The sequence below is a fragment of the Sphingopyxis sp. genome (assembly GCF_036675685.1).
Classification (GTDB): domain Bacteria; phylum Pseudomonadota; class Alphaproteobacteria; order Sphingomonadales; family Sphingomonadaceae; genus Sphingopyxis.
The window spans coordinates 1-22,854 of record NZ_JAKFEM010000025.1; the positions used below are offsets into that span (position 1 = coordinate 1).

The window sequence follows — 22,854 nt, forward strand, 5'->3', positions numbered from 1 at the left end:
TTATTCGTCATCCCGGGCTTGACCCGGGACCCGCCTTCCTTCTTCCCAACCGAGAAAAGACAAGGCAGGCCCCGGGTCAAGCCCGGGGTGACGAGAAGTTGGATGACTGCAACCGGTCGAAACCGGACGTTCCCGTCGCGGTTTGCCAGGAATATGTCGCCGTGCGCGCGGATTTCGCATCCGCCTCTTGCACATGCGGTGACTTGCTATAACAATACAGTCATCGGGCGTCGGCCAACGCCCCCACCGCATCCTATCGTCCGGAGACCTCCATGCTCGACCGCCGCACCCTACTCGCCACGCTTGCTGCAACTTCCGCCATGGCCGGCATCCGCTCGCCCGCGCACGCATTGCTCGCCGAGCCATCCGGCGAAGGCGCGCGGCTGACCGCGATCTACGAGCGCATCTATGACATGCTCGTCGATCAGGATCCCGAATTCGCGACCGCGCTCGGGCTCGACAAGGGCGACCGCGCCGCCGCCAAGTCGAAACTCGCCGACCGCTCGCCCGCGGGCATCAAGCGCGGCCACGACCTGTACCGCACCGGGCTCAAGGAACTGAAGACGATCGACCCCGCCAAGCTGTCGGGCATGGATCTCGTCAATTACGAGACTTTCCGCGGCCCGTGGGAGGATTATGTCAAGGCTTACGATACCTTCAGCTACGGACTTCACAGCTGGCCTGAACCGCATCCGGTGACGCAACTCAGCGGCAGCTATCGCTCGATCCCCGATTTCCTTGTCAACCAGCACAGCATCGCCAACGCCGCCGATGCCGAGGCCTATCTCGCGCGCTGCGCCGATTTCGCGGTCCAGCTCGATAACGAGACGGGACGGATCAAGACCGATCATGCCGCGGGCATCATCCCGCCCGATTTCGTGATCGACCGCACGCTGAACCTCTTTGAAAGCATCACGGCACCGGCGCCCGACGCCAACGTGCTGGCGAAGAACATCAAGACCAAGACCGCCGAAATCCCCGGCGACTGGGCGAAGCGCTGCGCCGCAATCGTCGAGGGCAAAATCTATCCCGCGATGCGCCGCCAGGCCGCGGAACTGCGCGCCGTGCGCCCGCGCGCGACGCACGATGCCGGCGTCTGGCGGCTGCCCAAGGGCGACGAATATTATGCCTATGCGCTGCGTTTCGCGACGACGACGGGCATGTCGGCCGAGGAAGTGCACAAGCTCGGGCTCGACCGCATGGCCGAGCTCACCGCGCGCGCCGACACGATCTTCAAGGAACAGGGGATGAGCAAGGGCAGCGTCGCCGAACGCCTGCGCGCGCTCGGCAAGGATCCGCGTTTCCTCTATCCCAACACCGACAAGGGCAAGGCCGACCTGATCGCCAAGCTCAACGAGCAGATCCAGGAAATGCAGCGCCGCCTGCCCGAGGCCTTTGGCCGCTTGCCCAAGGCCAAGGTCGATATTCGCCGCGTGCCCCCGGAAATCGAGGCCGGCGCCCCCGGCGGCTATTACCAGATCCCCGCGCTCGATGGCTCGCGCCCCGGCGCCTATTATATCAATTTGCGCGATACTGCCGAAAACCCGGCGTGGACGCTGCCGACGCTCACCTATCATGAGGCGACCCCCGGCCATCACCACCAGATCGCGCTCGCGCAGGAGGCGGAGGGCATCCCGCGGCTGCGCCGCCTGCCCGCTTACTCGGTCTATACCGAGGGTTGGGGGCTTTATGCCGAACAGCTCGCCGACGAGATGGGCATGTATGAAAAGGATCCGTTCGGGCGCCTTGGTTATCTGCAAAGCTATATGTTCCGCGCCGCGCGCCTCGTCGTCGACACCGGGCTCCATCATTTCCGCTGGAGCCGCGAGAAGGCGATCCAATATTATAACGACTCGCTCGGCACCCCCGAAGGATCGAACGTCACCGAGATCGAGCGTTATTGCGTCTGGCCAGGCCAGGCGACGAGCTACATGGTCGGCCAGACGCGCTGGGTCGGGGCCCGCGAAAAGGCCAAGGCCGCGTTGGGAGACAAATTCGACCTCCGCGGTTTCCACGACACCGCGCTGTCGGCGGGCGCGATGCCGATTTCGGTGCTCGAATCGGTGATGGAGCGATGGACCGCGGTGCAGGCAGGCTAGCCGACGATTTCCTTGAGCCGCGCGGCGAGTTCGATCACCGCTGCGCGGCTCTCGCCCGTACGCAGGCATATGAAATGCGCCGCCGGATTGGGTTCGGCGCGCGCCGCGACATGGACGAGGCGCCCGTCGGCGATCGCCGTCGCGGCGAGCGGTTCGCGGAGCAGCGCGACCCCCAGCTCCGCCTCGGCCGCCACGAGCACGCTGTCATAATCCTCAAAGCGCCGATCCTGCCAGCGCGGGCGATAGCGGACACCCGCGCCATCGAGCCACCGCCGCCACTGCGACACGTCCGAATCGTGGAGCAGCGGCAGGCGCAGCAGCGCCTCGACCGGCGCATCGTCGCCGAGATCCGCCGCCAGCGCGGGCGCCGCCACGGGGCGCAGCGTCTCGCCGAACAGCAGCCGCGCGTCGAGCCCGTCCCACGCCCCGCGGCCATAGCGGATTGCGACATCGGCCTCCTGCGCGTCGAGGTCGGTCGGGCGGTGCCCCGCCATCACCTCGACATGAATATCCCCGCGCTCGATCCGCGCGAGGCGCGGAAGCAGCCATAGCCGCGCGAACGAGGGCACCGTCGCCAATCGCACCGTCGGCCGCCCGCGCCGCGGGCGCCACTGGTCGGCGCTGCGCGACAGCGCGCCGAGCGCGTGGCGCGCATCGCCGGCAAAGCGCTGCCCCGCCGGGGTCAGCCGGACCCCGCGGCCGTGCCGCTCGAACAGCGGCGTGCCGAGCCACGCCTCCAGCGCCGCGATGCGCCGGCTCACCGACCCGTGCGTGATGTTCAGCACCTCGGCGGCGGCGGTGAACGATCCCGTCTCGGCGGCGGCGATCAGCGCGTTGAGGCCGTCGAGCGGCGGCAAGGTTTCAAAGCTGTGCATATGATGCACACATGATGCGCGAACGGTGCGCTATGTCAATCATGTCGCGCATGGCATCCGCTGCGCCATGCCCCACATCCTCTCCCTCCCCCGCCTGGCCATCGGCGCCGCGTCGCTCGCCTTCGCCTTCCCCGCCCACGCCCAGCGCGTCGACGAAAATGCCGCGCTCGATGCCGAAGACGCCTTCGGGTCGAACATCGGCGGCGAAGGGCTCGGCATCTACAGCGCATCCGACGTGCGCGGTTTCTCGCCAACCGACGCCGGCAATGTCCGGCTCGAGGGGCTCTATATCGACCGCCAGACCGAACTGACGAGCCGCCTCGTCGCGGGCAACCGCATCCGCATCGGCCCCTCGGCGCTCGGCTACGCCTTCCCCGCGCCATCGGGCATCGCCGACTATCGCATCCGCGCCGCGGGCGAGGATGCGGTGCTCAGCGTCGCCGCGAAGGGCGACAGCTTCGGCGGTTGGCTGGTCGAAGCCGACGCCCTGCTTCCGGTCGCGGGCAAGCGGCTCGGCCTCGCCGCGGGCGTCGGCTTCTATCGCAATCAATATGCCTTCCGGAACAGCAACGATGTGCTCTCGAATTCGGTCTCGCTCGTCTGGCGTCCCAACGAGCTCACCGAGATCAAGCCCTTCTGGAGCCGCGTCGGGGTCGACGACGAGGAAGCCTATCCGATCGTGATCGGCGACGGCCAGAACCTGCCCGCGCGCATGACGCGCCGCCGCTTCCTCGGCCAGGACTGGGCCGATTTCGAGGTCGAGCGTGTGACGTACGGCGGCCTCGGCCGCACCCGATTGGGCGATTTCACCCTGCGCGGCGGCGTCTTCCGCTCAGCCAATATCACGACCGAGGGCTATACGCTGTTGCTCGACGCCGCGCCGCCCGGCGCGCTTGCCGCGCGCACGGTAATCGCCAACCCGCGCCGCTCGAACGCCTCGACGAGCGGCGAGATCAACATCGCACGCCCCTTCGTCACCGGCGGCGTCCGGCACGAGCTGCTGCTCGCGGTGCGCGCGCGATCGCAGGATCGCTTCTACGGGGGCTCGGATCGGCGGGCGCTCGCGCCGGCGCCCTTCGACGAGACGCGCGCGGTCTCGCGCCCCGCTTTCACCTTCGGCCCACGCACCGAGGACCGCGTACGGCAATGGACCGCCGGCCTCGCCTATCAAGCGCGGATCGACGGCCTCGGCCGGATCAACCTCGGTCTCCAGCGCAGCGATTATCGCAAGCGCGTCACCGCCCCGACCGGTGCGCTGCCGGTCTCGCGCGCGAAGCCCTGGCTGTTCAATATCGCCGCCGAGGTCGAACTGACCCAGCGCCTCGCGCTCTACGGCGGCATGACCCGCGGGCTCGAGGAAAGCGATGTCGCGCCCGAGACCGCGGTCAACCGCGACGAAGCGCCGCCCGCGATCCGCACGCGGCAGGTTGACGCCGGCCTCCGCTGGCGGATCGGCGCGATGACGCTGATCGCGGGCGGCTTCGAAATCGAAAAGCCCTATTATGGCCTCGACCGCGGCAATGTCTTTCGCCGCCTCGGCACGGTGACCCACCGCGGGATCGAGGCCTCGCTGAGCGGCTCGCCGGTTGACGGACTCACGCTCGTTGCGGGCGGCGTGCTGCTCGACGCGAAGCTGGCGGGCGAAGAGGTCGCCGATGGCAGCATCGGCCGCCGTCCGATCGGCACCCCCTCGCGCAGCCTGATCGGAAATGTCGACTGGCGCCTACCCGGCCACACCGCACTGTCGTTCGACCTCGCGGTCGAGCATAGCGGGCGCCGCTATGCCGATGCCGCAAACCATGTTCGCGTTCCCGCGCGCACGACGGTCGACCTCGGCGCGCGCTATCGCTTCAAGCTCGGGGGACTGCCCGCAGTGCTGCGCCTGCAAGCGACGAACCTGTTGGGCACCTATGGCTGGGACGTCGAGGGCAACAACGCCTTCGTCTATATCCCGTCACGCCAGATCCTCGCACGGATCGCGATGGATCTCTAAGCTGCGAATCCCGGTTGCCGCGCTTTCGGCGTTGTGAAATGAAGCCGCGAGAGAGGGGCATCATTTGAATCTGCAAAAGGGCAAGGCGCTGGCGGATCGTCGTCTCTGGGCGTTCATTCTCGGAGTCATCGCCGTCACGATCGGCGTGCTCCTCCATATGCCGATGTTCTGGATGGGCCGCGACATGGGATTCCGCATGGTCGGAATGCCAATGGACAGCGGCATGATCGCGGGCATGTGGATGATCGTCGTCGGCATCGGTATCGCCGCCTACGGCCTCCTCCCCCGCAATCTGTCGCAGCAGATGGACGTGTCGAGCCAGCTCGCGGTCAGCGCGCCCGAGGATGCACCGCTATCGCCCGCGCATTGGCGGCTGATGGCGGTGCTCGTCGTCGCGCTGGTGATCGACATCATGAAACCCGCCAGCCTCGGCTTCACCATTCCCGGAATGATCGACGAATATGGCGTCCCGCGCGCAACCGTCTCGCTGGTGCCGTTTGTCGCGCTGATCGGGACGGTCGTCGGTTCGTTCGCCTGGGGTGTTATCGCCGACATCTATGGCCGCAAGGCGTCGATCCTGCTTTCCGCCGTGATGTTCGTCGGCACCTCGATCTGCGGCGCGATGCCTTCGCTCGCGTGGAACATCGGCATGTGTTTCATGATGGGCGCCGCGGCGGGCGGGATGCTTCCCGTGACCTATGCGCTGCTCGCCGAAATGATGCCGAGCCGTCACCGCGGCTGGAGCTTGGTCCTCGTCGGCGGGCTCGGCGCGGTCGGCGGCTATGCCGCGGCGAGCTTGCTCGCGGTCTGGCTCGAACCCGTCTTCGGCTGGCGCGTGCTGTGGCTCGCCAATTTGCCGAGCGGGCTGCTGCTCGTGCTGCTCGGCGCCTTCATTCCCGAATCGGCAAAATTCCTGATGGCGCGCGGGCGGCACGACGAAGCGCAGCGCGTGATGGCGCGCTTCGGTTCGGCGGTCCACCGCCTCGCGCCCGATGAACCTGCAACCCCACGCAGCGTCGCCGCGGGGCCGGCGCGCACCTTCGGCGGCAAACTGCTCGCGCTCAGCCTCACCGCGATCTGCTGGGGTCTCGTCAATTTCGGCTTGCTCTTGTGGCTGCCCGTCGAACTGATCGCGCGCGGTTACAGTATGGAGGTCGCGAGCCAGTTGCTCGCCGCCTCGGCGCTCATTGCCTTGCCCACGGTCTTCGTCGTCGCGTGGATCTACAGCGCGTGGAGCGCGAAGAAGTCGGTGCTGCTTTCGATCGCTGTCACTTTGCTCGGCCTCACAGGCGTGCTGTGGCTCGCGCTCACGAAGGGTGCGAGCCCGGTGCTGCCCGTCGCGCTGCTGATCGTCGGCAGCAACGGCATCATCGCGATGCTGCTCCCCTATTGCGCCGAAAGCTTCCCCTTGCGCGTCCGCGGCCGCGCCACCGGCGTCGTCGCGGCATGCAGCAAGCTGGGCGGCGTGCTGGCACAGGCGCTCGCGATCATGGCGATCATCCCGACGCTCGCGGTCAGCGCGATGATGATCGCGGTGCCGATGATCCTTTCGCTGCTGCTCCTCGCGCGTTTCGGCCGCGAAACGCGCGGAAGCGACCTGCGCGATCTCGACCCCGAAGGGCATGTGTTCGACAAATCGGGGCTGTAGCGTTCACGAACCGACCGCTTTGATCCCTTTACGAACGTTGACGTGAAAGAATTCGACGCGCCGAAACGGGAAAAGGCTCTGTATTCCAATTGCAGACGCAGAAGTGAAGCTTTCAGCCAGTCAGTGGCGGGAGCAAGGCGATGGTGTGCGAGACATTCAACAAAGGATCACGTCGCAAAAATTTCGCCCAGTCGTCCAACCTATTATGAGTTTGGGAGCGCTCTATTTTCGTGATAGATTTATGATGTTGTTTGTAGCTCGCCTCGAGGACCAAGAGGGGGATCGTGATGCATCATCCGTTCAAGGCCGTCGCGGTCGTCGGCATCGGTTTTTCTCTCGCCAGCTTTACACCGCTACCAAGCTTTTCGGTTGCCGCTCTCGAAGCGCTGGATCCCAGCCGGCTGGCGACCGTCTTTTGCGGCGCCCGGCGCGCAGGTTCGACACTGGGCAACGAGCTTCTCATCGCCACGGCGTTTGCCGCACCGGCCAGCGAGGGCGGGCCGATACCCCTGTTTGCCGATCTGACGTCTTCGTCATTCCCGCTTTCGACGCGCGATATGCAGGCACGGCGCTATTTCAGCCAAGGCCTGCTTTTGAATTATGGCTTCAACCACGCCGGAGCGGTGCGCTCCTTTCGCGAAGCGCAACGCCTAGATCCGAACTGCGCGATGTGCTGGTGGGGCGAAGCCGTCGCCCTCGGCCCGAACATCAACGCGCCGATGGATGATCGCGATCACGCCGCGGCGCTCGATGCCATGGACCGGGCAATGGCATTGCGCGCCGATGCGGCGCCTATGGAACGGGCGCTGATCGAAGCTGTGGCACGCCGATATTCGCGTGATCCGGGCATGGATCGCGCCGCGCTCGACGCCAGCTATGCCGATGCGATGCTTGATGTCGCGCGCCGGTTTCCGGGCGATGACGATGTGGCGGTGCTCGCCGCAGAGGCCGCGATGGACACGAGCCCATGGAATTATTGGGAGACCGACAAGAGAACGCCCGTGGGCCGCAGCGGCGAAGCCGTGCGGCTGATCGAAGCCGTGCTGCGTCGCAATCCCGCCCATGTCCAGGCGAACCACCTCTACATCCATCTCATGGAAGCCAGCGATCCACAGCGCGCGGAGGCGGCGGCGGATCGACTGGCAAGTCCGCTCGCTCCGAGCGCCGCGCATCTGGTTCACATGCCGGGCCATATCTATCAACTGCGCGGTCGCCATGCCGATTCGATCCGCGTGAACATCGAAGCCGCGCGCGCGGACGAAGCGTTCATCCGTAGCGCCGGCGATCATGGCCTTGTTCGCTACGGCTATTATCCGCACAATATCCACTTCATCGTGACCTCGGCGCAGATGGCCGGCGACATACGAACAGCGATCCGCGAAGCCCAACGTCTCGGGACCGTGCTCGATCCGGAAACCTCCGGGCGGATAGCATGGATACAGTCTATCGACGCGGCGCCTTATCTTGCGATGGCGCAGTTCGCCGACGCGAAAGCCATCCTGGCAATGCCCGCGCCCGATGCGCGCCTGGCCTATCCGACCGCGATGCGCCATTATGCGCGGAGCATCGCCTATGCCCGGCTTCGCGATCGAACCGGTTTCGATAAGGAAATGGCCGCAATGGAGCGGCTCAGGACATCGGACGCGTTGAAGGGCATGATCGATCAGGGTGTGCCCGCAGCAGACCTGGTGATGTTGGCCGAACTGGTCGCTCGCGGCCGTTTCGCGTCCGCGCGGGGCCGATATGAAGAAGCGATCGGTTTCTATCGGCAAGCCATCGAAATCGAGGGCCGGATTCCGTATCAGGAACCGACTTACTGGTATTATCCGGTCAAGCAGTCACTAGGCGCAGCGCTCTTTCAGGCGCGGCGCTATGGCGAGGCGAGCGAGGCCTTTCGCGGAGCGCTTGGGCAGACGCCCAACAATGGTTGGGCGCTCTACGGGCTCGGCCGCAGCGAAGCGGCGCAGGGCCACAAACTCGAAGCCGCTGCCGCAGACAGGGCTTTGTCCAAGGCCTGGCTGGGCGATGAACGCTGGCTTCGCATGGACCGTTTGTAGCCACCTCTTGGTGCCAATGGCGTCCTACCGGGCGCCGTGAAAAGCGGCTGCACCGCCGTCAGCCACCAAGCAATGCTCCCAACCTTCAGTCCCCCGCGAAATCGAACGCGCTGACCCCGCGCTCGCCTTCCCTGAATCGCAGCGGGCGGCCGAGCGGCGGCATCGAGCGCTGGATGCAGCCCGTCCGGGTGCAGCGGCGGCAGCCGAGGCCGATCGGGGTCGCGGGCGAGCGCATCAGATCAAGCCCCCGCGCGGCGACCAAGGGCGCGGCGACCTTCGCATCGACACCGACGCACACGGCAAAGCGCGCGGGCGTGCCGCTGCCCGTCGCGCCGGGGGCGGCGACCGAACGCGATTGCGTGAACCAGCGCGAGCCATCCTCCAGCTCGACAAGGTCGGCGATCACCTCGCCCGGGCGGGCAAAGGCTTCGTGTGCACCCCACAAAGGGCAGCGCGCGTCGCCGTCGACCAGCGGCGACTGGCTCGCCCCGGCATAGCGCTTGCTCCCCTGCCCCGCGCGGTCGATGCGCAGCATGAAGAAAGGCAGCCCGCGCGCGCCGACGCGCTGGAGCGTCGTCAGCCGGTGCGCGACCTGCTCATAGCCCGCACCGAAACGGCGCTGGAGCAGTAGCAAATCATAGCCCGTCGCATCGCACGCGCGCAGGAAACGGCTGTACGGCATCATCAGCGCCGCGGCGAAATAATGGATCAGATGGCGCTCGAACAGCCGCGCGGCGGCCGTCTCGGCGAATTCGGCGCCCGCAACCAGCGCGTCGATCTCGCTCTTCGCTTCGATCTGCGCCAGCGTCGCCGCGGCCTGGAAGGTCCGCGATGCGGGGCGGAGCAGTTCGTTGAGCATCAGTTGCCGCGCGTGCCAGTCGAGCCAGCGCAGCCGATCGGGCATCACGTCGGTCGGCAATATGCGGATCCCGAGCTGATGGCGCGTGCGCAAACGCTCTGAAATCGTGCCATAAAGGTCGCCGCCCGCGAGGCGCAGCTCGTCGGCGAGTTCCTCGGCCCTGGCGTCGAGATCCGCGAAATGGTTGCGCCATTTCTCGATCGCGCGGCGAACGGCGGCAACTTCGGGCGCTTCGTCGGCCACATCGGTGCGGCCTTCGGGCGCCGCGTCGAACAGCCGCGCGAAGGCCGCGGCGGTCGCGGGCGCGGTCTGCAGCCATTCCTCGACCTCCTGCGCGCCGATGCCCAGGTCGGCGAAACGCGGATCGCCCAGCCGCCGCCGCAGCCCGGCGAGCCCGCCCGGCACATCCTCGGCGCCCAGCTTCGCCGCATCGAACTCGAAGCGTTCGGCGAGCCTTACGATCACCGTGGCGCTGAGCGGCCGCTGTCCATGCTCGATCAGGTTGAGGTAGCTCGGCGAAATGTCGAGCGCCTCGGCCATCGCCGCCTGCGTCATCCCCGCCTCGCGGCGGACCTTGCGCACCGCCGGCCCCGCAAACACTCGCCGCTCCGCCATCGTTTGTAACTTTCTTTACTAATTTACACGTCAATTTACACCTATTGGCCATATTTCACAAATATTATTGACAAAGCTTTTCACTTTCCGCGGCACTTTCGCCAACTTCCACCCATCACTCCTCACAAGGAACCAGACGATGGGCTACCAGGAAGACATGGCACAGACAGGCCGCCTCATCCGCGATTACGACGGCACGTGGGACGGCATCAGCGGCGAAAGCATCGCCCGCATGCGCGCCCAGAACAAGTTCCGCACCGGCCTCGACGTCGCCCGCTACACCGCGCGCATCATGCGCGCCGACATGGCCGCCTATGACGCCGACCCTGCGAACTACACCCAGTCGCTCGGCTGCTGGCACGGCTTCATCGCGCAGCAGAAGATGATCTCGATCAAGAAGCATTTCGGGACCGTCAAGGGCCGCTACATCTATCTCTCGGGCTGGATGATCGCCGCGCTGCGCAGCGAATTCGGTCCGCTGCCCGACCAGTCGATGCACGAAAAGACGAGCGTTCCTGCGCTGATCGAGGAAATCTACACCTTCCTGCGTCAAGCCGACGCGCGCGAACTCGGCGGCCTGTTCCGCGAACTCGACGCCGCGCGCGCCGAGGGCGACGAACTCAAGGCCAAGCAGATCCAGGCCGCGATCGACAATCATGAAACGCACGTCGTGCCGATCATCGCCGACATCGACGCGGGTTTCGGCAACGCCGAGGCGACCTATCTGCTCGCCAAGAAGATGATCGAAGCCGGCGCCTGCGCGCTCCAGATCGAGAACCAGGTCTCGGACGAAAAGCAGTGCGGTCATCAGGACGGCAAGGTCACCGTGCCGCACGAGGATTTCATCGCGAAGATCCGCGCCTGCCGTTACGCCTTCATGGAACTCGGCGTCGAGGACGGCATCATCGTCACCCGCACCGACAGCCTCGGCGCCGGCCTGACCAAGCAGATCGCTTTCACGAAAGAGCCCGGCGACCTCGGCGACCAGTATAACGGCTTCCTCGACTGCGAAGAGGTCGAAGGCGCGGGCAATCCCGGCGACGTCCTCATCAACCGCGACGGCAAGCTGGTGCGCCCGAAGCGGCTGGCATCGAACCTCTATCAGTTCCGTCCCGGAACCGGCGAGGACCGCTGCGTGATGGATTGCATCGCGAGCCTGCAGAACGGCGCCGACCTCTTGTGGATCGAAACCGAGAAGCCGCATATCGAACAGATCGCCGGCATGGTCGACCGCATCCGCCAAGTCGTCCCCAATGCGAAGCTCGCGTATAACAATTCGCCGAGCTTCAACTGGACGCTCAACTTCCGCCAGCAGGTATTCGACGCGTGGGAGAAGGACGGCAAGGACGTCAGCGCCTATGACCGTGCCCGGCTGATGAGCGTCGATTACGACGGCACCCCGCTTGGCGACGAGGCCGACAATCGCATCCGTACCTTCCAGCGCGATTCGGCGAAGCGGGCGGGGATCTTCCACCACCTCATCACGCTGCCGACCTATCACACCGCGGCGCTGTCGACCGACAATCTCGCCAGGGAATATTTCGGCGACGAAGCGATGCTGGGTTACGTCAAGGGCGTCCAGCGCGCCGAGATCCGCCAGGGCATCGCCTGCGTAAAGCACCAGAATATGTCGGGCAGCGACATCGGCGACGATCACAAGGAATATTTCGCCGGCGAAGCGGCTCTCAAGGCCGCAGGCAAAGACAATACGATGAACCAGTTCGCCGCATAACGAGCTTGGCGCGGGGGCCCGTTGCAACCCCCGCGCCTCCCCTCTTGGCGCGGGGCGCCTTGCACAAGCACCCCGCGCCTCCCGAGCTTTCCTGGGGAGGAAAGCCTGTCCGTCGGAAGCCGCAAGGCCTCCGGCGGACATTTTTATTGCGGCAGCGCCGCTTCTTCCTCGCGCGTTTTGACGAGCGACCAGATCACGCCGCCCGCGATCAAGGCCACGGTGACGCCGAGGCTGACGAGCGGCGGGAATTTCGCGCCATCGAGCACGAAGTCGGCGACGAAGATCTTCGAGCCGATGAAGACGAGCACCAGCGCGAGCGCATATTTCAGATAGTGGAAACGGTGCACCATCGCCGACAACGCAAAATAGAGCGCGCGCAGGCCAAGGATCGCCATGATGTTCGAGGTATAGACGATGAAGGTGTCGGTGGTGATCGCGAAGATCGCCGGCACGCTGTCGACTGCGAAGACGATGTCTGCGAGGTTGATCACGACAAGCGCGAGGAACAAAGGCGTCGCGGCGAGCACGATCTTCCCGGTCTTCGTTTCGGGCACGCGGACGAAGAATTTCTCGCCGTGCAGCTCGTTCGTGATCGGCATCCGGCGCGACAGCCATTTGACGACCGGATTGCCCGCGACGTCCATCGGCTTCTCACCCGCGAACAGCATCTTGATGCCCGTGAACATAAGGAACGCCGCGAAGACATAGAGCAGCCAGCCATATTCGGTGACCAGCGCCGCGCCGCCCGCGATCATGATGCCGCGCAGCACGATGACCGCAACGATGCCCCACAAAAGCGCGCGATACTGGTAACGCGGCGGGATCGCGAAGGTCGTGAAGATCAGCGAGATGACGAAGATATTGTCGATCGACAGCGCCTTCTCGATGAAGAAGCCGGTGTAATATTGCAGCCCCGCCTCGCCGCCCTTCGCGGCCCAGACCCACGCGCCGAACGCGGTCGCGATGCCGATATAGAGCGCGGAAAGCTTCAGGCTCTCCGCAATCCCCATCTCTCTATTTTCCTTGTTGAGGACGCCAAGGTCGAAGGCGGTCAGCGCGATCACGAGCGCGATGAAGGACAGCCAGAACCAGGCCGGGGTCCCCAGCCAGTCGGCAAACAGAAATTCCATGGTGATTATCCCTGGATATGCCGAGCGCGCCGCCTTTCGGCAGCGCCCTCGATCGTCGATTATATGGGATTAGCGCGCGAGCGCCGGGCGCAGCGCCCTGGGGCGCAGCGTCAAGGCCGCAAGCCGCTCCTTTACCGCGAGCTTCAGCGTTTTCAGCCGCAACAGGCGGAATGGATCGGCGCCGCGACGGCGCACCTCGCGGCGCTCGGCATCGTCGAGTTGGCGATGCAGCACGGTCAAACGGTAGAGATTGGGATTGAGCGTCATTGAAAAGGGCCTCCTGATCGAGAAATCAAGCAGGTGACGCCGATGCCGAAACCCTGGTTCAGGGGGGAGGTAGGGCCAAGAGCATCGGTGTCACCCGATGCGGTCCGACATCACGTGGCGGGGAATATCCCGCCGACGCCAGAGGGGCCCGGCCCGCATGAATCGGATTTAGGGTGGCGCCATCCGGCTTTCAAGGCCCCACCGCTCATGCTAGCCCCGAGACTGCTCATTCAGGCCCAGGGAGTTTCGCATGTCCGTGCTCGTCGACCACAATGGCCCGGTCACCATCGTCACCATCGACCGCCCGGAACGCCGCAATGCTGTCGATCCCGACACCGCCGATGCGCTGCGCGACGCTTTCACGGCCTTTGCCGAAGACGCCGATGCGCGGGTCGCGATCCTGACCGGCAGCGCGGGCCATTTCTGCGCCGGCTTCGACCTGAACGCCGTTGGGACCTCTCGGTACGCCCCCGACGGTCCCGGACCGATGGGGCCGACGCGGATGCTGCTCGAAAAGCCGGTGATCGCCGCGGTCGAGGGTCATGCCGTCGCCGGCGGGCTCGAACTCGCGCTATGGTGCGACCTGCGTGTCGCAGCCGCCGGCGCGGTATTCGGCGTCTATTGCCGCCGCTGGGGCGTGCCGCTGATCGACGGCGGCACCGTCCGCCTGCCACGCATCGTGGGGCAAGGCCGCGCGCTCGACATGATCCTGACCGGCCGGCCCGTTGCTTCGGATGAGGCACTCCGCATCGGCCTGGCAGACCGCGTCGTGCCCGATGGCGAAGCCCTGACCGCAGCAATCGAACTCGCAAAACAGATCGCCGCCTTTCCCCAGCTTTGCATGAACAGCGACCGGCTGAGCGCCTATCGTCAATGGGATTTCGACGTCGCAGGCGCGCTCGCCCACGAGGCACATGCGGGAATCGCGCCGCTTCGCGAAGGCGCGACGACGGGCGCCAAACGCTTCACGGAAGGCGCAGGCCGCGGCGGCAGTTTCGCCGCCTTCACGGGAAAATGACGATGAAGATATGGGTGGTAGCCGCGCTGCTCGTCGCAATATCGCGAAAATGGGACAAGGCGGCGCCCCGGGGGCAAGCCCGGGGCGCCGAAGATTGGGAGGGGGCATTGTTGGCGCGCGTGCGACGTCTGTAGCTTTGCAGAACGCGCAGGGGCGGGAGGACCGGCATCTTCGTCATCCCAGGCCTGACCCAAGCAAGCCTGACCATGGACAATTTAGCATGCTAGAGCCGCGCGATACCGGCCGCGAAAGCCAGGCCGCGATCAATCAATTCGATTAAAATGCGTCGTTTCCAATTTTTGACGATTGTCGCTGGACCAAACAATCGTTTCGGTCATGGATTTCAGATCTTTGGCGACGGTATAGACTCGCGTCGACACCCGGGTGCCGGCCTTTCCCAGTGTCATGACCAATGTGTCCGGCGCCGGCTGACGCAGGGCAACGGTGTCGATGAAATCCATATTGCCAGTGATCGGTACCGGGACGCCATCAAGAGCGGCGGTCGATTCTGAATGCCTGCTGGAACCGTCTGGCGCGACGATTTCGACAAGCGTTGTCCATTTGCCGTCTTGCGATGCGCGGAAAGTCATCGTCACCCGTTGAGGCCGTTCTTTCTCTGGCATGAGCGATGCGTCCAGCGACCAGCTTCCGACCAGCGGCAGCTGCTTGGATGCCGCGCTGTAAACGGAATTTGTTGTTCCGGCCTGATCGACGGAAGGGGCGGCTGCGACCATTAGTCCAGCGGCGGCCATGGGTATTGCGATGAGCATGACGATCATTCCTTTCGAACCGCGAACCCCGACGGTTGCGGTGTGCGCCAAGTCTTTCACGGTGGAGCGCTGTCTCGAAAGATCGATATTTTCGTCACAAGTTTTTTGGACGTCCAAAAGGCGCGCCAACTCACGGCTGCTGCCGACCCCCGTCTTACGGCGGGCGGAGCGCAAACGCTCGTTAATCGACGTTTCCGAACGGCCTAGACGCGCTGCGATGGTCTTTACGGTATGCCCAGCGACCAACAGGCGAAGAACTTCCATTTCCCGGTCAGTGAGACATGCGGTCAAGCCGAGAGCAGGTTCATTGGCAGACATGTCTTTTGCTCACCACAGCCTCACGAACAGGTCCATCCCAATTTATTTGGAAAACGGCAGCAGGGCCAGATCGAGCATTGAGAGAAGGGGGCGGTGGAACGTCGTCGGCGCCATGATCCGGACGTGGATATTCCAATAATCCCACCCGGATTCGGCGAGCCGGTCCGCGTCCGCAAATGACTGCGGCGTTGGTGGCACCCATCCAGGTTCCAAGTCTCCGGCTATTTCTTCGCCATCAACTTCATCGTCATCGCCGTCAGCGCCTCGGTCGCGGTCGAGATGACCGCGGGCGCGTCGGGTGCCCAGAAGGGCGAATGGAGGCTGGGCAAGGTTCGTCCTTCCTTCTTCGCCGCATCATATTCGGCCTGCGGCACCCCGCCGACCCAGACGATCAGGCTCTTGATGTTCTTGTCCTCGCGCCCGAAGCGGCTGAAATCCTCGCCGCCCATCACCGGCGGCATCTGCACGACGCGATCATCGCCAAAGCTGGTCTTCAGGAACGCCGCCATCTCCTCGGTGAAGTCGGGCGTATTGAAGGTCGACGGCGTATATTCATTCTTGTCGACGCTCACGACGGGCATCTTGTCTTCGGGCATGCCCGCGGCGATCGCTTCGCCCTTCGCGATGCGCGCGATGCCGTCGAGCAGGTGGCTCCGCACCTCGTCGGTATAGCTGCGAACCGTCAGCTGCAGCCGCGCTTCGTCCGAAATGATGTTGTGCTTCGCCCCGGCGTGAAAGCTGCCGACGGTCACCACGGCGCTGTCGAGCGGGCTGGTTTCGCGCGAAACGAGCGTCTGCAGCGTCGTCACGATCCGGCTTGCCAGCACGATCGGATCCTTGGTCGTCTGCGGATAGGCGCCGTGACCGCCCAGCCCCTTCACCAATATGTCGACGCTATCCACATTGGCGAGCGCATAGCCCGGCGTATAGCCGATTTTCCCAGCCGGAAACTGCGCCGCATCATGGAACGCGAGCGCATATTGGGGCTTGGGAAAACGCGTGTAGAGCCCGTCGGCGAGCATCATCCGCGCGCCCGCGCCGCGTTCCTCGGCGGGCTGGCCGATCATCACCAGCGTGCCCGACCATTTCGCCTTGTTCGCCGCCATCAGCCGCGCGACACCGACCCATGCCGTCATATGTGTGTCATGCCCGCACGCGTGCATCACGCCGGTTTCGACGCCTTCCTTCGTGGTCACCCGAACCTTCGACGCGCCCACGAGACCCGTCTGCTCGGTCACCGGCAAGCCATCCATGTCGGCGCGCACCAACACCACCGGTCCCGGACCATTCTCCATCACCGCGACGATGCCCGTGCCGCCGACCTTCTCGGTGACCTTGAACCCCAGCTTGCGGGCTTCGGCGGCGAGGATTCCGGCGGAGCGCACCTCCATGAAGCTCAATTCGGGATTGGCGTGAAGATCCTTGTAGATCGCCATCAGCGACGGCATCTGCTTCTCGACTTCGCCGCCCAGCGTCTGCGCCGCCGCGGGCAGAGTCAAAGCCAGCGCCGCCGCGCCCATCCACAAAATTCGCATCTGTCTTTCCCCTGTTGTCTTGTCAGCCCGCCGGGACCAGTTCGATCACGTCGAGCAAGGATTCATATGCCGGCGCCGGCAGCACGAGCCGCCAGCGATTGTCGCCGATCCGTTCGACCACCCCCGCCATGTCGCGCATCCGGTCGCTGCCGTAATTGACCGCCATCTTCTCGTCGCCGAGTTCGAGCGTGCCGAGGAATATCTGCCGTTTCAGACTGTCGGGAAAGATCAGCCCGACCGGCCGCTGCGACCCTGACAGCTTGGTCAGGCTCGACAATCCCTGTTCGGGCGCGACGCGGCAACGGAACCAGCCATAGCCGACATAGCCGAGGCCGCTGCGCCCCTGCGCCCCGATCTTGACCGTCCGGCAGCGATAATCGCCGGCGGGCAAATGCGGATTGGGCAGCGCCGCCATCGGCTGCAGCAGCACGCCTTCGCGGTCGATGTCGGCGCCATTGCCCCTCGCCCGCGCGTCGGCGAGCGCCGCCTGCCAGCTCTTGTACCAGTTCCGGATCCGCTCCTGGTCCTGATCGGTCGCCGTCGCGCGCCAGGTGCCGGTTTCAGCCGGCGCATCGGCGGCGGACGGCGGGATCGGCGGCACCGTTCGGCACGCGCCGAGGCTCACGCTCAGCGTAAGGGCGATAATCCATGTGTTGCGACCCCTCATTCTCCGTCTCTCCCCCTGATCCGGTTGCGTTAACCTTAGGAGGGCAAAGGAGATTGCTCAAGGCCGCAGCGCATCATGCAGCGGTCCAGCCGCCGTCGACGCTGAGGTTCGCACCGGTGATATTCGCCGCCTCGTCGCGGGTCAGGAAGGCGGCGAGCGCCGCGACCTGCTCGACCGTGACGAACTGCTTGGTCGGCTGTCCGGCGAGCAGCACGTCGTTGATCACCTGTTCGCGCGTCAGGCCCCGCGCCTTCATCGTATCGGGGATCTGGTTCTCGACCAGCGGCGTCCAGACATAACCGGGGCTGATGCAGTTCGCGGTGATGCCGGCGTCGGCGACCTCGAGCGCGACCGTCTTGGTCAGTCCGACAAGACCGTGCTTCGCCGCGACATAGGCCGATTTGAAGGGCGAGGCGACGAGCGAGTGCGCCGAAGCGGTGCCGATGATCCGCCCCCATTTCTTCTTGCGCATGCCCGGCACGGCATGGCGGATGGTGTGAAAGGCCGACGTCAGGTTGAGCGCGAGGATCAGGTCCCATTTTTCGACGGGGAAATCCTCGACCGGCGACACGAACTGCGTCCCGGCATTGTTCACCAATATGTCGACCCCGCCCAGATCCTTGTCGGCGCGCGCGAACATTTCGGCGATCGCATCGACCTTGGTCAGATCGGCGCCGTCATAAGCCGCCTTGCCGCCATTCAGTCCTTCGAGCGCGACGCGTTCGGCCTCGATCGCATCGGCGTCGCCGAACCCGTTGATGATGACATTGGCGCCCGCGGTCGCCAGCGCCTTGGCGATCCCGAGCCCGATTCCCGAGGTCGAGCCGGTGACGAGGGCGGTCTTGCCTGTGAGGTGCATGGATTAGTCCTTTCAGTGGGGGAGAGTCAGGGAAGGTCTTCGCCGGCCTTTGGCCGCAACGCATTTGATTGCACCGCGAAACTGTCCGACCGGCCCTCGGCGATGCTGTCGGCGAGCAAATGCCCGTCCTTCATCGCGGCCTCGACGGCTTCGTGGCCAAGCGCCCAGTTGACCTCCATCGTCGACCGCGAAAATTCGAAATCGCGCGCACCTGTTTGCCAGACCGGCGGCTGGTGGATCAACTGGACGAGGTTGAGCGCCTTGCAGTCGACCATTTTCCGCACGGCCTTGACCTCGGGCAGGTCGGCATATTCCGCCGGCAGTTTCTGGAGCATCCGATCGATCAGCCGATGCTCCTTGCGCCGCCGCACCAATCCGTCCGAGATCCGTCGCGTGCGGCTGGAAAAACGGATGTCCTTCTCGCGCGACCAGGCTTCCTCCAGATCGTGCGGCCGCACGCCGCGCGCAGGGAACAGGTCGACCTGAAACACCAGCATATCCTCGTTCGCCGCCTCGACGACATGCTCGAGCGGGGTGTTCGACACCAGACCACCGTCCCAATACCATGTCCCATCGATCTCGACCGGCGGCAGGCCCGGCGGCAGCGCGCCCGACGCCAATATGTGCCGCGCGTCGATCGTTTCGAGCTTCGTGTCGAAATAGCGGAAATTGCCGGTCTCGACCGCCACCGCGCCGACCGAGAGCCGGACCTTGCCGTTGTTCACCCGGTCCCAGTCGACCAGCCGGTTCAGCGTTTCGACCAGCGGCGCCGTATCGTAAAAGCTGACCGCTTCGGGAGTTTGTCGCTCGGCGAACGCCGGCGGCGGCCAGCGCGGGGAGAAGAAGCCGGGGACGCCAAAAGCCGCCACCTGCCCCGCCGCCGCCATATGCGTCCATTCGCGCGCCCAGTCGTTGTCGGCGGTCGGCAGCGACGGCAGCGCCGACGACACGCCGTCCCAGAAGCTGCGCAACTTCGCGACCGCTTCATCGCGCGGGTTGCCGGCGATGATCGCGGCGTTGACCGCCCCGATCGAAATCCCCGCGACCCAGTCGAGTTCGATGCCAAGATCGATCAGCGCCTCGTACACCCCGGCCTGAAAGGCCCCGAGCGCGCCGCCGCCCTGCAGGACGAGCACGACGAGATCGGGAAGCGGAAGCGCGGCGCGGGCAGCTCGGCGGGGCATGGACTCGGTGATCCTTGATTGGGAGCGTGCCGGATTTGTGCACCGCAACACAATCTATTGCAATGGCTCGATTATGTGCGAACCCCCTTCCAATTGCCCGGCGCTGCTGTAACTATCGCGGAAGCACGAGCATTTTACCGGTGGAGAAGCCCCATGCGCCTCGACGACTATGATCCCGGTGACGATATCCGCGACCTCGGCCGCGGCAGCGGCGGCGGATTTGGCGGGGGCGGAGGCGGTGGCCTCGGCGGGCTGCTGATCGGATTTCTGCCCATGCTGCTCGGGCGCAAGATGGGTTGCGGCACGATATTGCTGATCGGCGCAGCCGCCTTTTTCCTGCTCGGTCCCGGCGCGAACATGCTCAGCAGCGGGAGCGGCACCGTTGATCCGGCCACGGACAGCCGCAGCGGCGCCAATGTCGCGTGCGATACACAGTCCGAACGCTTTGCCTGCAACGTATTCGGATCGACGCATACGGTGTGGGAGGGCCTGATCAGCGGCTATCGCAAGCCGACGCTCAATTTCTACGAACAATCGACCCGCAATTCGGGTTGCGGCGCGGCCAGTTCCGCGATGGGCCCCTTTTATTGCCCCGCGGATCAGGGGGTCTATCTCGACACCAGCTTTTTCCGCGAGCTCGAACAGAAGTTCGGCGCCGCCGGCGACGCGGCACAGGCCTACGTCATCGCGCATGAAGTCGGCCATCATATCCAGACGATCAGCGGCATTTCGAACCAGGTCCGCCAGGCCCAGCAACGCGCCTCGCAGGCCGAGGGTAACGCGCTGCAGGTCCGCATGGAATTGCAGGCGGATTGCTACGCCGGCGTTTGGGCCGCGCGCGCCAAAACACGCGACGGCCAACCGGTGATGGAAGCCGGCGACATGGAAGAAGCAATGCGCGCCGCCAATGCGATCGGCGACGATACGCTGATGCGATCGGCCGGGCAGCGCCCGGTGCCCGAAAGCTTCACCCATGGCACGAGCGAGCAGCGCATGAGCTGGCTGCGCCGCGGGCTTCAATCGGGAGATCCGCGCCAGTGCGACGCGTTCGGCGCGGCTTCCTGATCGCAGCGTTTGCGGCGGCCCTCGCCGCGGCGCCCGCATCGGCCGAAACCCTTTACGTCGAGGCCGGGCGGCTGATCGACGGTGTCTCGAATGAAGTGCGCACTGGCCAGTGCGTCACCATAGAGGCCGAACGCATCAAGGCGGTCGCCCCATGTGGCAAAACACCCGATGGCGCGACACGGCTCGACTGGTCGGCCTTCACCGTCCTGCCCGGCCTGATCGACCTTCACACCCACCTCGCCGATCTTGGCCAGAGCGCCGACCTTGCCGCGCCGATGAAGGCGTCGCCCGCCGAAACCGCGCTCGTCGGCGCGCGCAACGCACGCGTGACACTCAATGCCGGCTTCACCAGCGTCCGCGATGTCGGCACCTATCGCGGCCTCACCGACGTGACGCTGCGGGGCGCGATCGAACGCGGCGACGTACCGGGACCGCGCATGTGGGTCGCGGGCGCCTATCTCACCATTCCCAAGGGCGGCGGCGAACTCAACGGCGTCGTCCCGAACGAGGAGCTGCCAGCCGACATGCGCCTCGGTGTCGCCGCAACGCCCGAGGAAGCGGCGGCAAAGACGACGTATCTGCTCGATCACGGCGCCGACTTTATCAAGACGATCGCGACCGGCGCGGTGCTCGCGATCGGCACCGAACCCGGGGCGCCCGAACTCACCGTCGACCAGCTGCGCGCGATCGTGAAGGTCGCGCATGCCCGCGGCAAAAGGGTGACCGCGCACGCGCATGGCGCGATCGGCATCCGGAATGCGATCAACGCCGGGGTCGACAGCATCGAGCACGCAAGCCTCGCCGACGAAGCGACGCTCCAATTGGCCAGGAAGCACGGCACCTGGCTTGCAATGGACATCTTCAACGGCGATTACATCGACGACATCGGCACCAAGGAAGGTTGGCCCGAGGAATATCTGCGCAAGAACCGCGAGACGACCGACGCCCAGCGCGCCGCGTTCAAGCGCGCGGTCGAGCTCGGCGTCAAGATCGGCTTTGCCACCGATGCCGGCGTCTATCCGCACGGGATGAACGCGCGGCAGTTCGCCTATATGGTCAAATATGGCATGACCCCGATGCAGGCGATCCAGTCCGCCACCGGCCGCGCCGCGGTCGAAATGGGCCGCGACGACATCGGCGCGATCGTGCCGGGCCGCTTTGCCGATATGGTCGCGGTCAAGGCCGATCCGCTCGTCGACATCACGGCGCTCGAAAAGATCGACCATGTGATGAAGGGCGGCGTGCTGATCCGTTAGGGCAGTATTTTTTCTCGCTTGCGCTCGCCCTCATTTTCAGCGGCGACCTTGCGCCCTGCGCGCGCGATCTCGGCCTTGGCGACCCGCGCCGCCGCATGCGCCTCGGCGCGCGCCAGCAACAGCGCGAGATCCTCGCGGCTGATGTCGAAGGTTTCGCCGAGATCGGCGAGCGCCCCGTCGATGTCGTCCATCAGCAGACCGACGGGCTCCTGCGGAACTGCCCTCCCGTCGACCGGCCTCGCGCGGTGTGGATAGCTATGCCCCGAAAAGCGGTGGAACAGCGTGCCGATTGCGACGAGGATCAGCGAATTGAGCAGCACCGGCACGAGGAAATCGGCGACATGACCCGAAAAACTTTGCCAGCCGAGGACCGCGCTGAGCGCGACCGCACCGCCCGGAGGGTGGAGGCAGCGCGCGAGCGACATCACCAATATGGCGGTCGAGACGGCCAGTGCCGCGGCGAACGCCGGTTCGCCGATGGCCTGCGCCACGACGACACCGAAAATGCCCGAAATGACATTGCCGCCAACGATCGACCAGGGCTGCGCGAGCGGGCTCGCCGGCACCGCGAACAGCAGCACCGCCGATGCGCCGATCGGCGCGATGATCCACGGCATCGACACCGGAAACATCGCCGCGCAAATGAGGCCGGCGAGGCTGATACCGACCAGCGCGCCCACGCTCGCGACCATCCGGTCGCGCAGGCTCGCGCCCGCCAGCAGGGGAATGAAAATCCGACTCGAATCCGGGCTTGCCACATGCGTCTCCTATGGAGGCGGCCCGATGGCGCATTGGGCATCGTCGCGCCAGAGAGGTTTGATTTATCGTCGGCAATCCCGATTTTCCGGAGCATCGCAAAATCGATGCGACCGGGATCGGTTCAGCCTTGAACCCGCGCGGCGCATCG

At 65.3% G+C, this 22,854-nt stretch carries 18 protein-coding genes; 8 read left to right on the forward strand and 10 right to left on the reverse strand.

The window, feature by feature from the left end; translation table 11 throughout:
* The first annotated feature begins 272 nt into the window (after window positions 1-272).
* Window positions 273-2,099, forward strand: a complete 1,827-nt coding sequence (locus tag V6M50_RS11680; protein WP_332818739.1) for a DUF885 domain-containing protein — start codon at window positions 273-275, stop codon at window positions 2,097-2,099.
* Here V6M50_RS11680 and V6M50_RS11685 read toward each other — a convergent pair.
* Window positions 2,096-2,974 carry a LysR substrate-binding domain-containing protein gene (locus tag V6M50_RS11685; RefSeq protein ID WP_332818740.1) on the reverse strand — a complete coding sequence of 293 codons (879 nt, stop codon included), beginning with the start codon at window positions 2,972-2,974 and terminating at the stop codon, window positions 2,096-2,098. The two genes, V6M50_RS11680 and V6M50_RS11685, sit on opposite strands and share 4 nt — an antisense overlap.
* Before the next feature lie 25 nt (window positions 2,975-2,999).
* Here V6M50_RS11685 and V6M50_RS11690 point away from each other — a divergent pair, with 25 nt between their 5' ends.
* The 3 genes from V6M50_RS11690 to V6M50_RS11700 all read left to right on the forward strand — a co-directional run bounded on the left by V6M50_RS11690 (window position 3,000) and on the right by V6M50_RS11700 (window position 8,672).
* A complete protein-coding gene (locus V6M50_RS11690; protein WP_332818741.1) occupies window positions 3,000-4,967 on the forward strand; it encodes a TonB-dependent receptor domain-containing protein in 1,968 nt (655 codons plus the stop codon).
* A gap of 64 nt (window positions 4,968-5,031) precedes the next feature.
* A complete protein-coding gene (locus V6M50_RS11695) occupies window positions 5,032-6,615 on the forward strand; it encodes an MFS transporter (protein WP_332818742.1) in 1,584 nt (527 codons plus the stop codon).
* 287 nt (window positions 6,616-6,902) lie between these two features.
* Window positions 6,903-8,672, forward strand: a complete 1,770-nt coding sequence (locus V6M50_RS11700) for a tetratricopeptide repeat protein (RefSeq protein ID WP_332818743.1) — start codon at window positions 6,903-6,905, stop codon at window positions 8,670-8,672.
* A gap of 85 nt (window positions 8,673-8,757) precedes the next feature.
* Here the strand turns inward: V6M50_RS11700 and V6M50_RS11705 are convergent, their stop codons facing one another.
* A complete protein-coding gene (locus V6M50_RS11705; protein WP_332818744.1) occupies window positions 8,758-10,146 on the reverse strand; it encodes a helix-turn-helix domain-containing protein in 1,389 nt (462 codons plus the stop codon).
* Window positions 10,147-10,285: 139 nt separating this feature from the next.
* On the opposite strand from V6M50_RS11705, the gene V6M50_RS11710 reads away from it, so the two are divergent.
* On the forward strand, window positions 10,286-11,878 hold the full coding sequence (locus V6M50_RS11710) for an isocitrate lyase (RefSeq protein ID WP_332818745.1): 1,593 nt from the start codon (window positions 10,286-10,288) through the stop codon (window positions 11,876-11,878).
* 143 nt (window positions 11,879-12,021) lie between these two features.
* On the opposite strand, the gene V6M50_RS11715 is transcribed toward V6M50_RS11710, so the two are convergent.
* On the reverse strand, window positions 12,022-13,008 hold the full coding sequence (locus V6M50_RS11715) for a TerC family protein (RefSeq protein ID WP_332818746.1): 987 nt from the start codon (window positions 13,006-13,008) through the stop codon (window positions 12,022-12,024).
* Window positions 13,009-13,077: 69 nt separating this feature from the next.
* A complete protein-coding gene (locus tag V6M50_RS11720; RefSeq protein WP_332818747.1) occupies window positions 13,078-13,275 on the reverse strand; it encodes a DUF465 domain-containing protein in 198 nt (65 codons plus the stop codon).
* Between the two features lie 250 nt (window positions 13,276-13,525).
* Here V6M50_RS11720 and V6M50_RS11725 point away from each other — a divergent pair, with 250 nt between their 5' ends.
* Window positions 13,526-14,293 carry a crotonase/enoyl-CoA hydratase family protein gene (locus V6M50_RS11725; RefSeq protein WP_332818748.1) on the forward strand — a complete coding sequence of 256 codons (768 nt, stop codon included), beginning with the start codon at window positions 13,526-13,528 and terminating at the stop codon, window positions 14,291-14,293.
* Window positions 14,294-14,556: 263 nt separating this feature from the next.
* On the opposite strand, the gene V6M50_RS11730 is transcribed toward V6M50_RS11725, so the two are convergent.
* The 5 genes from V6M50_RS11730 to V6M50_RS11750 form a co-directional block, all read right to left on the reverse strand.
* Window positions 14,557-15,381, reverse strand: a complete 825-nt coding sequence (locus tag V6M50_RS11730) for a helix-turn-helix domain-containing protein (protein WP_332818749.1) — start codon at window positions 15,379-15,381, stop codon at window positions 14,557-14,559.
* A gap of 221 nt (window positions 15,382-15,602) precedes the next feature.
* A complete protein-coding gene (locus tag V6M50_RS11735; RefSeq protein WP_332818750.1) occupies window positions 15,603-16,916 on the reverse strand; it encodes an amidohydrolase in 1,314 nt (437 codons plus the stop codon).
* Between the two features lie 22 nt (window positions 16,917-16,938).
* Window positions 16,939-17,583 (reverse strand): DUF4893 domain-containing protein, encoded by a 645-nt coding sequence (locus V6M50_RS11740; protein ID WP_332818751.1) that lies wholly within the window; start codon window positions 17,581-17,583, stop codon window positions 16,939-16,941.
* A 73-nt stretch (window positions 17,584-17,656) separates the two neighbouring features.
* Window positions 17,657-18,442 (reverse strand): 3-hydroxybutyrate dehydrogenase, encoded by a 786-nt coding sequence (locus tag V6M50_RS11745; protein ID WP_332818752.1) that lies wholly within the window; start codon window positions 18,440-18,442, stop codon window positions 17,657-17,659.
* Window positions 18,443-18,468: 26 nt separating this feature from the next.
* Complete coding sequence (locus V6M50_RS11750; protein WP_332818753.1) at window positions 18,469-19,626, reverse strand: patatin-like phospholipase family protein; 1,158 nt, start codon at window positions 19,624-19,626, stop codon at window positions 18,469-18,471.
* A 153-nt stretch (window positions 19,627-19,779) separates the two neighbouring features.
* Between V6M50_RS11750 and ypfJ the strand changes: the two genes are divergently transcribed.
* On the forward strand, window positions 19,780-20,691 hold the full coding sequence (gene ypfJ / locus V6M50_RS11755) for a KPN_02809 family neutral zinc metallopeptidase (protein WP_332818754.1): 912 nt from the start codon (window positions 19,780-19,782) through the stop codon (window positions 20,689-20,691).
* Complete coding sequence (locus tag V6M50_RS11760) at window positions 20,664-21,947, forward strand: metal-dependent hydrolase family protein (protein ID WP_332818755.1); 1,284 nt, start codon at window positions 20,664-20,666, stop codon at window positions 21,945-21,947. Before ypfJ ends, V6M50_RS11760 begins: the two co-directional genes overlap by 28 nt.
* Here V6M50_RS11760 and V6M50_RS11765 read toward each other — a convergent pair.
* Window positions 21,944-22,705, reverse strand: a complete 762-nt coding sequence (locus V6M50_RS11765) for an HPP family protein (RefSeq protein WP_332818756.1) — start codon at window positions 22,703-22,705, stop codon at window positions 21,944-21,946. The genes V6M50_RS11760 and V6M50_RS11765 overlap by 4 nt on opposite strands.
* Between the last annotated feature and the right edge of the window lie 149 nt (window positions 22,706-22,854).